The organism is Candidatus Thiothrix sulfatifontis, assembly GCA_022828425.1.
GTDB lineage: Bacteria > Pseudomonadota > Gammaproteobacteria > Thiotrichales > Thiotrichaceae > Thiothrix > Thiothrix sulfatifontis.
The window spans coordinates 802,719-815,352 of the sequence record CP094685.1 but is presented as its reverse complement, the minus strand read 5'-3'; the positions used below and the strand labels follow the sequence as shown (position 1 = coordinate 815,352).

Here is a 12,634-nt window from a genome sequence, read left to right as displayed (position 1 = left end):
TAGACAAATCCTCAGCTATACTCTACGCCTGACATCTAAAGCCGAGCTATCATGCGACTGACTCCTCACCAATCCCAATACTACGCATGGCAACTCACGCGCCATGCCGCCAGCAACTCCCTAGAATCCCTTGCCCCGACCTTGGTGAACGCCCAAATCGACCTCAACCCGCATCAGGTTGAAGCTGCCTTGTTTGCCTACGAAAACCCTTTATCCAAAGGCGTGATCCTCGCGGATGAAGTCGGTTTGGGAAAAACCATCGAAGCGGGACTAGTCATTGCGCAACGCTGGGCAGAACGCAAACGCCGGATATTAATCATCGTCCCCGCCAACCTACGCAAACAATGGCATCAGGAGTTACAGGATAAATTCGGCTTGCCTTGCTTGCTGTTGGAAAGCAAAAACTACAACACCTTGCAAAAGGCGGGTACTCGGCATCCGTTTGATAATACTGACCACATCATTATCGGCTCTTACCAATTTGCCAAAAGCAAGGCTAAAGACGTAAAAGCGGTAGATTGGGATTTGGTGGTGATGGATGAAGCGCACCGCCTGCGCAACGTTTACAAAACCGGGAATGTCATTGCCCGCACCCTCAAGGAAACATTGGCGCATGTCCATTCCAAAATCCTGCTGACCGCCACTCCGTTGCAAAATTCCTTGCTGGAACTGTATGGGCTGGTCAGCCTGATTGATGATCGGGTGTTTGGTGATTTGGAGAGTTTCCGTACTCAGTTTGGACAAGCCAACCGCGAAACGACGCTGCAAAACCTGCGTAACCGTATCAGCCCGTTTTGTAAACGCACCCTACGGCGACAAGTCCAGCAATACGTTCCTTACACCAAACGCATTCCGATTCTGGAAGAGTTCACGCCGACACAGGATGAGCGGGATTTTTCCAATTTGGTTGCCGAGTATTTGCGCCGCCCCAAGTTGCAAGCCTTGCCTGATGGTCAACGCCAACTGATTTCACTGGTGTTGTGGAAACTGTTGGCCTCGTCTACCCATGCGATTGCGGGCGCATTGGAAACGATGGCAAACCGTTTGCAAGCCACACTGGATGACCCGGACAAGCTGGATTCAACGCTATTGGATGACGACTATGAGGCACTGGATGAAACCGCCGAGGAATGGGATGACGAAGACCAGATAAACGACAAGCCACTCAACGTCCGCGAAGCTATCCAGCAAGAAATGGGAGAACTACGCCTGTTCAAGGAAAAAGCCGATCAGATTCGTGACAACAGCAAGGGACAAGCCCTGTTGTTGGCACTGGGTAAGGCATTCAAGGAACTGGAACGCTTGGGTGCGGCAAAAAAAGCCATCATTTTTACCGAATCCAAACGCACCCAAAGCTACCTGCAAAACCTGTTACGGGACACCTCTTACGGTGCAGGCTTGGTGTTGTTCAATGGTACGAACAGCGACACCCAAGCCCAGCAAATCCATAAGGCATGGACGCAACGTCATGCCGGTACGGATAAGGTTAGCGGCTCGAAAACGGCAGATACCCGTGCCGCGCTGGTTGATTACTTCCGCGAAGAGGGCAGCGTGATGATTGCCACCGAAGCGGGGGCGGAGGGTATCAACCTTCAGTTCTGTTCACTGGTGATCAATTACGATTTGCCGTGGAATCCCCAACGCATTGAGCAGCGCATTGGGCGTTGCCACCGTTACGGGCAAAAACACGATGTCGTGGTGGTCAACTTTGTCGATTTGAGCAATGAGGCCGATAAGCGTGTGTATGAATTGTTGGCGCAGAAATTCCAGCTTTTTGAAGGTGTTTTCGGTGCTAGTGATGAAGTGTTGGGCGCAATTGGTTCGGGTATAGACTTTGAACGCCGCATTGCCCGTATCTACCAAACGTGCCGCAAACCGGAAGAAATTCGCAGCAGCTTTGCCGCACTCCAACAAGAATTGGCAGGTGAAATCTCGGAAGCGATGACACAAACCCGCCAGTTGTTGCTCGAAAACTTTGATGAAGAAGTCCACGCCAAACTGAAGAAACACGCGGATGACAGTCAGACCATCCTCAGCCGTTACGAGCGGATGCTGATGGATTTTACCAGTACCGCACTCGCTACCCACGCTGAATTCAGTGGTGACAACGGTTTCAACCTGCAAAGCCTGCCTACCTCGGCCTTACAAGGACAAGTGCCACTCGGACGTTATGAATTGCCACGCCGTTCCGGGGAGGCGCACCTCTACCGTTTGGGGCATCCACTGGCGGAATGGTTGCTGGCTCAAGCCAAAAAAATCCATTTGCCACCTGCCCGTTTGCGTTTTGATTACGCAGCGTATGGGGCAAGGCTGGCAACACTGGAAAACTTCCGTGGTACGAGTGGCATTTTGCAAGTGCGGTTATTGACGGTTTCCGCACTGGCACAGGAAGAACAACATTTGCTGGTGGCGGCGATTGACCGTAATGGCAATATATTGGAACTGGATGACCCCGACAAACTGTTACGCATCCCGGCAATGGTTATGGCGACACCGATAGATTTACCTGACAGTCCATTGCTGCAACACGACCTTGAACAACGTAAAAATGCCTTATTGCGTGAAATCAACGACCGCAACCTGAGCTATTTCGATCAGGAAGTGCAAAAGCTCGATGGCTGGGCGGATGACCTCAAGCTGGGGCTGGAGCAGGAAATCAAGGATATTGACCGCGAAATCAAGGAAGTGCGCCGTACCGCTGCGATTGCGCCTACACTGGATGAAAAGCTGCATTGGCAGAAACGCCAGCGCGAACTGGAAACCAAACGTAGCAAGTCCCGCCGTGAGTTGTTCCGGCGGCAAGATGACATCGACGAACAGCGTAATGAATTGATCACAGAACTGGAAGACCGCTTGCAGCAGCGGGTGGAAGAACAGGTGTTATTTACGATTGCGTGGGAGTTGGTGTAGCCTACCTGTTAATGGTTAAAATTTCATAATGAAACAAAAACCGAACCAAACTACTCTTAGTAATAGGTATGGTTAAGATTAGGAAGGAATAATGTCATGAAAACCGAAGCTGTTGCAGGCGTACAGCCCGCGCTCATGAAGTGGGCACGGCAAAGCCTCGGTATGTCTGTCGAGGATGTTGCGGCACGTTTGAAACGCCCGATTGATGAAGTTGAGGCTTGGGAGGCTGGCTCCAGTGCGCCAACTTACCCCCAACTGGAAAAGCTGGCATATGACATTTATAAACGCCCTCTAGCCGTGTTTTTTCTGCCATTTCCACCGGAAGAAGCCGCACCTGAGCGTGAATTCAGAAGCTTACCTGCTGCTGACCTGCAAACCCTGTTGCCTGATACCCATTTGCGCATCCGCCGCGCTCATGCCTACCAGTTGGCATTGAAAGAACTGTTCGACAACCGTAATCCTGTCGAAGAACTCATCTGGCGGCATGTCATCCTCAAACTGGATGCGCCGGTCAGTGCGCAGGCACAAGCCATCCGCAATGCGTTGGGCATTAGCGTGGATACCCAGGTTGGCTGGAAAGACGAGGATTCCGCTCTCAAGCAATGGCGGCAAGTTATCGAAAATGCCGGGATTTTTGTGTTCAAGGACAGTTTCAAACAGAAGGAAATCTCTGGTTTTTGTTTGCAGGATCGGGAGTTTCCGTTGATTTACCTGAATAATAGCACCACCAAAACCCGGCAAATATTCAGCCTGCTGCATGAGTTTGCCCACTTGTTGCTGAAAAAGAATGGCATCAGCAAATTCGACAAATCTTACCTTGAGCAACTGCCGCCGTCGGAAAAACGCATTGAACAGTTCTGTAATGCTATTGCTGCGGAAGTGCTGATTCCCTCCGCTGACTTTGAGCAACAAATCCAAGGTTGGTCGCATGATCTGGACAGGGTTGAGGAGCATTATTTTGCAGGTTTGGCGAAACGCTACGGTGTCAGCCGCGAAGCCGTGTTGCGCCGTTTTCTGGATCAGAACCGTGTCAGCCAACACCGCTATGAACAGTTGGCTAAACAATGGAATAACCAGCAGAAAAAAGGTAGCGGTGGCGATTGGTTCAGTACCCAAGGGGCTTATATCAGCAAACGCTTTATGCAAGAGGTTTTCAGCCGCCATTATCGCCAGCAAATCAGTATGGAACAGGCTTCTGACCTTTTGGGTATCAAGCCGAAGAATTTTGCCGGGTTTGAACAGCTTGTCCTGAAAGGGGCGGCTGCATGATCTATGTGTTTGATACCAGTTCACTCAGCAAACTCAAACATTTCTACCCCGGTGTATTCAAATCTGTCTGGCAGGGCTTGGAAGACCTGATCCAGCGTGGTGAATTGATTTCTACCCGCGAAGTCTGGAAAGAAATGGAGCGGGGCAACAGCGACCAGTACACCAATGAATGGTTTAAAAATCATAAAGAAATCTTCACCATGCCCACGGCTGCCGAGCTTCAATTTGTGGCAGAGATTTTTACAATCCAACATTTCCATATGTTGATTGGGGAGCAACAGCGGCTCAAGGGCACACCTGTTGCTGACCCGTTTGTGATTGCCTGTGCAAAAATTCAAGGGGGTACGGTTGTGACCGAAGAACAACTCAAACCCAATGCGGCGAAAATCCCGAATGTTTGTGAACACTTCAAGATTCCCTGCATCAATCTGGAAACGTTTATGCAGCATCAGGGCTGGAGTTTCTGATTTATTATCAATTGCTTGCTATCACATTCGAGAAATGCCATGCCAAAAAATCTACCTACCGCCGTTGCCCAATCTTTTGAAGACATCAAACAAACCAACGAACACGGTGCTGAATACTGGAGTGCCCGTGACCTGCAAAACCTGTTGGGTTACAGTCAGTGGCGACGCTTTGAAGATGTTATCAAACGTGCAATAACTTCTTGTAAAGAATCAGGAAACCCATCCGAGCATCATTTTGCCGACGTTGGCAAAATGATAGAGCTTGGCAAAGGTGGCGTGCGCGAAGTCGATGATTACCACCTCTCCCGCTTTGCCTGCTACCTTATTGCTCAAAATGGCAACCCGCAGAAGTCAGAGATTGCCTACGCCCAACGATATTTCGCCATCCAGACACGCAAGCAGGAACTCAGTGAACAGCTCGCGGCTGATCTTGAGCGGTTGGAACTGCGTAAGCAAACAGCGGAAGAATTCAAGGCCCTTTCCGGTGCTGCGCAACAGGCAGGTGTGCAAAATCGCATGTTCGGCGTGTTTCATGATGCGGGCTACAAAGGTCTGTATGGTGGTATGGGGAAAGCCGATATTCAGGCATACAAGAAAATTCCCGACAAGCATCAATTGATGGATCGAATGAACGCCACTGAACTTGCCGCTAACCAGTTCCGTATGACACAAACCCGTGACAAGCTCGCCCGTGATGCTATCAACAACCAGCAACACGCCATCAAAACCCACGAGCAGGTTGGCAAAGAAGTCCGCGAAGCTATCAAGCGTATCGGTGGCACACCACCAGAACACATCCCGCCAGCGGAACACATTAAAGATGTTGAAAAGCGGGTCAAGCAGTCCACTCCCAAAATGGAGCTTGACCAACGGGATGCAGGTGGTTTATTAGGTGGTGGCACAAATAGCGATCACGAATGATTCCAAACTTGAGACTCCCATGACCCAACCCAAACTCGAACTCACTTGGATCGGCAAATCCCACCGCCCCAAACTCGAACCGCGCATCCTGCTGGAAGACCCCACCAAATCCCACCACGCTGCCGCCCGCGTGACCGACCACGACCAGTTCGACAACCGCCTGATTTTCGGGGATAACCTGCTGGCCTTACGCGCTTTGGAAGCCGAGTTCACCGGCAAGATCAAATGCGTGTTTATCGACCCACCGTACAATACCGGCAGCGCGTTTACGCATTACGATGACGGGCTGGAACATTCCATCTGGCTGGGGCTAATGCGTGACCGCCTCGAAATCATCCGCCGCCTACTTTCCGACGACGGCTCGCTGTGGATTACCATCGACGACAACGAATGCCACTACCTCAAAGTCCTCTGCGACGAACTCTTCGGTCGCCAAAACTTTGTCGCATCAATCATTTGGAGGTCAACTGATAACAGCAACAATGACTCCAAGCAGTTCTCAACAGATCACAACTACATCCTAGTGTATTCAAAAAAAGAAGAATGGTCCCCAAATAAGATATTTGATGACACTAAGCGTAGCCATTTTAAAAATCCTGATAATGATCCTCGTGGGGCATATTTTGATGGCAATCCATTAAACTCACCGAAGCCTAGACCTAATTTAACTTTTGATTTGGTTTCGCCTAGTGGAAAAACAATTAAACCACCTAAAAATGGATGGCGTTGGTCAAGGGAAACAATTGCAGAAAAAATATTATCAGGAGAAATTCGTTTTACAGCCGATGAAAGCAATATTAGAAGAAGAACTTACTTGCTAGATATGAAGGGGCTTCCTCCATCAACACTTTGGGCGGAACTTGAAAAAACTGGGCATAATAGACAAGCAAAATATGAGTTGAAAAATTTGTTTCCAGATACAAATGTTAATGACCTTTTTGGAACGCCAAAACCAGAAAGACTCTTAGGACAAATTTTAGAAATTGCGACGAATCCGGGGGATTGGGTGCTGGATTCGTTTGCGGGGAGTGGCACGACCGGCGCGGTAGCGCACAAAATGGGGCGCAAGTGGATCATGGTGGAACTGGGCGACCATTGCCACACCCACATCATCCCCCGCCTGCAAAAAGTCATCGACGGCAGCGACCAAGGCGGCATCAGCAAAGCAATGGACTGGGCGGGCGGCGGCGGATTCCGCTATTACAAACTCGCCCCCTCCCTGCTGGAGCGCGACCGCTGGGGCAATTTCACCATCAACCCCGACTACAACGCCGCGATGATGAGCGAAGCCCTGTGCAAACAGCACGGCTACACCTACGCCCCCTCCGAAACCGTGTTCTGGCAACAAGGCTACGCCACCGAACGCAGTTTCCTCTACGCCACCACCCAAAACCTGTCCTTCGAGCAACTGCAAGCACTCGCGGAAGAAGTCGGCGAACACCGTTCCCTGTTGATCATCGCCGCTGCATGGCGCGGCACCAGCGGCGAAGAAGCCAGCCGCCGTTGGCCTAACCTCACCCTGAAAAAAATCCCCAACAGCATCCTCAACCTGTGCGAATGGGGCAAGGACGACTACAGCCTCAACGTCGCCAACCTGCCGATGGCGCAACCCGTGGATGAACCCACGCCTGTAGGTCGGGCTTCAGCCCGACAAGTCGGATTAAAATCCGACCCACAACAAGACAATACCAGCGGCACACAAGCCAGCTTATTTGGGGAAGGGGAAACACCATGACACGCCAACAAACCCTACACGAGATCAATACCAGCCTCTCCTTGCGCCCACCGCAAGCCGAATCGCTGCAAAAGCTGGCAACCGCGCTGGAAACTGCCCCCGCCATGAACCAAACGGGCGAACGTGACCTCAACGGCATTCTGGCAAGCCTGCAAGCGCAGTTCCCTACGCTGGCAGATTTCGAGCGCGAATTCCCCTCACTGTGTTTCGCGCTGGCAACAGGTGTCGGCAAAACCCGCTTGATGGGCGCGTTCATCACCTATTTGCATCAGGCTTACGGCATCAATAACTTCTTCGTGCTTGCGCCGAACCTCACGATTTACAACAAGCTGATTGCCGATTTCACCCCGAATACGCCCAAATACGTGTTCAAGGGCATCCACCATTTCGTGTTCCAGCCGCCGGAAATCATCACGGGCGAAAACTACGACTACCGCGCCGCACAAGTGCAAAGCAGCCTGCTGTCACCCGTTACCATCAATATTTTCAACATTGCCAAGATCAACTCGGAAGTGCGCGGTGGCAAAGAACCGCGCATCAAGCGCATGAAAGAAGTGCTGGGCGACAGCTATTTCAACTATCTGGCAACGCTGCCCGACCTCGTGCTGCTGATGGATGAATCCCACCGCTACCGTGCCAGTGCCGGAGTGCGTTCCATCAACGAACTCAAACCGCTGTTTGGGCTGGAACTCACCGCCACCCCCTTCGTGGAAACCAGCCGTGGCCCCGTGCCGTTCAAAAATGTTGTGATGGATTACCCCTTAGCGCGGGCAATGGCAGACGGCTTTGTGAAAGAACCCGCTGTTGTCACCCAGCGCGGATTCAATGCCGCTGACCACAACCCCGAAGACATTGAGCGCATCAAGCTGGAAGACGGCATCCGCCTGCACGAAATCACCAAGGTGGAGCTGATCACTTACGCCCGCGAAAACGGCGTTGCCATCGTCAAACCGTTCATGCTGGTCATCGCCCGCGATACCACCCACGCCGCGCAATTGCTCACAACAGTACAAACCCTGTTCGAGGGGCGTTACCAAGGCAAAGCGATTCAGGTGGATAGCAGCAAATCCGGCGCGGAAGAAGAGGAAATGATCACCCGCCTGCTGGCAGTGGAAAGTGTCAACGAACCTACCGAAATCGTTATCCACGTCAATATGCTCAAAGAAGGCTGGGACGTGACCAACCTCTACACCATCGTGCCCTTGCGTGCCGCCAACGCCCGCACCCTGATTGAGCAATCCATCGGGCGCGGCTTGCGCCTGCCCTACGGCAAACGCACGGGCAATGATGCCGTAGACCGCCTCAATATCGTCGCCCACGACCGCTTTCAGGAAATCATCGACGAAGCCAACAAAGGCGACTCGCCGATCCGTCTCCAGCGCATCATTCTGGATGCTCCCACGCCCGACGACAAAAAGATCAGCATCGAAATTCCGTCCAATGTTGGTGTTATTATTGACGATACCAACTATTTTAAAATCCAGCGGCTGGCTGAAAATGCCGCTACCATTCCAACCCATGAACCCCTGTTCAAAACCGAAGCCGAACGTACAACCGCCCGTGTCGTCGCCGAAGTCGCTGCCAACTACGCCGCCAAACGCGATTTCGTCCCCACCAGCAATGCCCTGCTCAAAGCAGACGTGCAACAAGCCATCGCCGCCGCAGTCCGCGAACGCATGACCCCCCAACAAGGCGCACTCTTCACCGCTGACTATGCCGCCGACCTCGCCGCCATCGTTGCCAAAACCACCACCGTCATGGTGCAACAAACCATCGACATCCCGCGTATACTGGTCAACCCAACCGGCGAAGTTGAAACCGGCTTCCACCCCTTCAAACTGGATGTGAGCGGCTTGCACCTGCAACCGGGCGACCGCGAACTGGTCGGGCAGATGCTACGCACCCACGAACAATTCCATCTCAAAGCCGCCGCTGGCAAACAGGAAGAACGGCTGGAAGATTACATCGTATTCGCCCTGCTGGATCACGACGACATTGATTACTTCAGCCAGAAAGAAATTCTCTACGACCTTGCAGGACAGATGGTGCAGCACTTGCGTTCTTACCTGTCCGAAGACGAGGCGCATAATGTACTGAACAAAGACCGCAAACTGATTGCCCGCGAAATCCATGCGCAAATGCTCAAACATTTTTGGGAAAAAGCCAGCGGTTACGAGGTGCAAGTCAGCCGTGGTTTTACCCCACTAAAATCCTGCAACTTCACCGCCAACGCTAACCAGCCGCCGCGCTCCTACCGCGAAACCGTGACGGAAACTGGCAAGATCAAGCAAATGCTGTTTGGTGGCTTTGAGAAATGTTTGTACCCTTTACAGAAGTTTGATTCCGACACGGAACGCCGTTTTGCGGTGCTGCTGGAGCGTGACGCGCAAAAATGGTTCAAGCCCGCCAAAGGGCAATTCCAGATTTACTACAAGCTGGGGACAGAACAGCCGGAATACGTGCCGGATTTTGTCGCTGAAACGGATAACGTGATTTTTATGGTGGAAACCAAGGCAAAAACCGATATGGAAGCACCTGACGTGCAAGCCAAGGCGGATGCGGCAAGACGCTGGTGCAGCCATGCCTCAGATTATGCGCGAGAGCAAGGCACGAAACCGTGGCGTTATTTGCTGATTCCGCACGATGAAGTACGTGAAGACCGCCAGCTAACCGACTTCCGGCGGTTTCAGTAACGTTCATGCAAAAGTCAGGTATTTGGCGGCGTTATACCGTCAAATACCGCTGAATCAACCCATCATCCAGCGTATGCATCTCCCCCTCCGCCACACGCCGCCCGCGATCCAGAATACAAAACCGATCCCCCACTTTCCGCGCAAACGGCAATTTCTGTTCCACCAGCAACACCGTCAGCCCAATGTCTTTGTTGAGCTTGCGGATAATGTCGCCGATTTCCGCCACGATATTCGGCTGAATGCCTTCGGTCGGTTCATCGAGAATCAGCAGTTTCGGGTCAAGCACCAATGCCCGCCCAATCGCCAATTGCTGCTGTTGCCCGCCGGACAAGTCGCCGCCGCGCCGCCCCAGCATTTCCTTCAACACCGGAAACAGCTCAAAAATGAACGGCGGAATGCTGCGCACCTTGTCACGCCGCGCTGGCAAACCAATCAGCAAATTCTCTTCCACCGTCAGCAGCGGGAAAATCTGCCGCCCTTGTGGTACGTAGCCAATGCCGAGGTTGGCACGCTTTTCCGCATCCATCCCCAGCAGGTTTTGTCCCTGATACTGAATCACGCCATCCCGCGCTTTGATCAAACCCATGATGCACTGGAGCAAGGTGGTTTTACCCACGCCATTGCGCCCCATCAGCACGGTGCATTGTCCTTCCGGGACGTGCATTTCCAGATCCCACAGCGTGTGGCTTTCGCCGTAATACTGGTTGAGTTGTTCGACTTTGAGCATTTATTCCCCCAGATACACTTCGATCACGCGCTGATCGTTTTGCACTTCATCCATTGTGCCTTCGGCTAACACGCTGCCTTGGTGTAACACCGTGACCTTGTTGGCGATGGAACGCACGAAATCCATGTCATGTTCCACTACCACCACCGAATGCTTGCCAGCCAACGAGGTGAGCAATTCGGCAGTACGCTCCATTTCCTGATGCGTCATCCCGGCAACAGGTTCGTCAACCAGCAGCAAATGCGGTTTTTGCACCAGCAACATGCCGATTTCCAGCCATTGCTTTTGCCCGTGCGATAACGCGCCTGCTTGCTTATGGTAGTTCTCGGTCAAGCCGATGGTTTGCAAGGTTTCATCAATCAAGGCGTGCTGTTCGCCGCTCAAACGGGCGCGGAGGCTGTACCACACGCTTTTATTGCCGTGCATCGCCAGTTCCAGATTTTCGGCGACGCTGTGCGATTCAAACACGGTGGGCTTCTGGAATTTGCGCCCGATACCGGCGTTGGCAATTTCGGGTTCGGAGAGTTTCAGCAAATCCACCGTTTGCCCAAACCACGCCTGCCCGCTGTTGGGGCGGGTTTTGCCGGTGATAATGTCCATCATGGTGGTTTTGCCCGCACCGTTGGGGCCGATGATGCAACGCAATTCGCCGGAATCAATGTACAGCGTCAGGTTATTAATCGCCTTGAAACCGTCGAAGCTAACGTTCAAATCTTCCAGATACAGAATCGCCTTGTGGCTGGCATCCGGTTGCCCCGCCTCAGTCTGGCGTAAATGTGCGCCTTCGCTCATGCTTGCGCCCTCCTGCTAAATTTGTGTAACCAGCGGTTTTCCTTGATGTTTTTCACCAGTCCCGCCAAGCCTTGCGGCAAATACAGCGTGACCAGCACGAATAACGCGCCCAGCATGAAAATCCACGATTCCGGCATCAGTCCGGTGAACACCGTTTTGGCGTAGTTGACCAGAATCGCGCCCAGCACCGCGCCGTACAGCGTGGCACGCCCGCCAATCGCCACCCAAATCACGATTTCAATCGAGTTGAGCGGGGAAAATTCGCCGGGGTTGATAATGCCCACTTGCGGCACGTACAACGCGCCCGCGACACCCGCCAGCATCGCCGACACGGTAAACACCCACACCTTGTAATGCTCGACGCGGTAGCCAACAAAGCGCGTGCGACTTTCCGCATCACGGATAGCGACCACAATCCGCCCCAGCTTAGAGTTGATAATGTAACGGCACAACAAATACCCACCCGCCAATGCCAGTCCCGACAGCACGAACAGCGTCATGCGCGTCCCATCAGATTGCAGGCTGAAACCCAAAATATCCTTGAAATCGGTCAAGCCATTATTCCCGCCAAAGCCCATTTCATTGCGGAAAAATGCCAGCAATAGCGCGTAAGTCAGTGCTTGGGTAATGATCGACAAATACACCCCCGTCACCCTTGAGCGGAACGCCAACCAACCAAACACAAACGCCAGCAGTCCCGGCACGAGCAACGCCATCAGCATCGCAAACCAAAACATATCAAAGCCCTGCCAAAACCACGGCAGTTCTTTCCAGCTCAAAAACACCATGAAATCCGGCAATTCCGGGTTGCCATACACCCCGCGATCCCCGATCTGGCGCATCAAATACATGCCCATCGCGTAACCGCCAAGGGCAAAGAATGCCCCGTGTCCAAGGCTGAGGATTCCCAGATAACCCCACACCAAATCCACCGCCACGGCTAACAAGGCGTAGGTCAAATACTTGCCGAGCAACGTCACCAAATACGTCGGCATGTGCAGAAAACTGCCTTCTGGCACGAGCAAATTCAAGACGGGAACTAGCACCAACACCAGCGCGAGTACCGCCAGCATGATTTGCCCACCCCGATCGTTTTGCAGAATACGTGTGATGAACATGG

Annotated in this window: 9 protein-coding genes; 6 read left to right on the top strand and 3 right to left on the bottom strand. The window is 52.5% G+C overall.

Annotated features, from left to right (window positions below):
• Nucleotides 1-51: 51 nt before the first annotated feature.
• The 6 genes from L3K52_04120 to L3K52_04095 all read left to right on the top strand — a co-directional run bounded on the left by L3K52_04120 (nt 52) and on the right by L3K52_04095 (nt 9,995).
• Nucleotides 52-2,910 carry a DEAD/DEAH box helicase gene (locus L3K52_04120; GenBank protein UOG92922.1) on the top strand — a complete coding sequence of 953 codons (2,859 nt, stop codon included), beginning with the start codon at nt 52-54 and terminating at the stop codon, nt 2,908-2,910.
• A 96-nt stretch (nt 2,911-3,006) separates the two neighbouring features.
• Nucleotides 3,007-4,179, top strand: coding sequence for an ImmA/IrrE family metallo-endopeptidase (locus tag L3K52_04115; protein UOG92921.1), 1,173 nt, complete (start codon nt 3,007-3,009; stop codon nt 4,177-4,179).
• A complete protein-coding gene (locus tag L3K52_04110) occupies nt 4,176-4,646 on the top strand; it encodes a DUF4411 family protein (protein UOG92920.1) in 471 nt (156 codons plus the stop codon). The genes L3K52_04115 and L3K52_04110 overlap by 4 nt, the downstream gene beginning before the upstream one ends.
• Before the next feature lie 39 nt (nt 4,647-4,685).
• Entirely contained in the window at nt 4,686-5,567 is an 882-nt protein-coding gene (gene dinD / locus L3K52_04105; protein ID UOG92919.1) for a DNA damage-inducible protein D, read from the top strand.
• A gap of 19 nt (nt 5,568-5,586) precedes the next feature.
• Nucleotides 5,587-7,302 carry a site-specific DNA-methyltransferase gene (locus L3K52_04100; protein UOG92918.1) on the top strand — a complete coding sequence of 572 codons (1,716 nt, stop codon included), beginning with the start codon at nt 5,587-5,589 and terminating at the stop codon, nt 7,300-7,302.
• Nucleotides 7,299-9,995 (top strand): DEAD/DEAH box helicase family protein, encoded by a 2,697-nt coding sequence (locus L3K52_04095; protein UOG92917.1) that lies wholly within the window; start codon nt 7,299-7,301, stop codon nt 9,993-9,995. The genes L3K52_04100 and L3K52_04095 overlap by 4 nt, the downstream gene beginning before the upstream one ends.
• A gap of 31 nt (nt 9,996-10,026) precedes the next feature.
• Here the strand turns inward: L3K52_04095 and urtE are convergent, their stop codons facing one another.
• The 3 genes from urtE to urtC are packed head-to-tail and all read right to left on the bottom strand — an operon-like array spanning nt 10,027 to nt 12,632.
• The gene (gene urtE / locus L3K52_04090; GenBank protein ID UOG92916.1) at nt 10,027-10,722 is read right to left on the bottom strand and encodes an urea ABC transporter ATP-binding subunit UrtE; all 696 of its coding nucleotides are present in this window, start codon (nt 10,720-10,722) and stop codon (nt 10,027-10,029) included.
• Nucleotides 10,723-11,514 (bottom strand): urea ABC transporter ATP-binding protein UrtD, encoded by a 792-nt coding sequence (gene urtD, locus L3K52_04085; protein ID UOG92915.1) that lies wholly within the window; start codon nt 11,512-11,514, stop codon nt 10,723-10,725. It abuts the gene before it with no gap.
• Nucleotides 11,511-12,632: an urea ABC transporter permease subunit UrtC gene (urtC, locus tag L3K52_04080; GenBank protein UOG92914.1), complete on the bottom strand. Its 1,122-nt coding sequence runs from the start codon at nt 12,630-12,632 to the stop codon at nt 11,511-11,513. Before urtC ends, urtD begins: the two co-directional genes overlap by 4 nt.
• Nucleotides 12,633-12,634 lie beyond the last annotated feature (2 nt).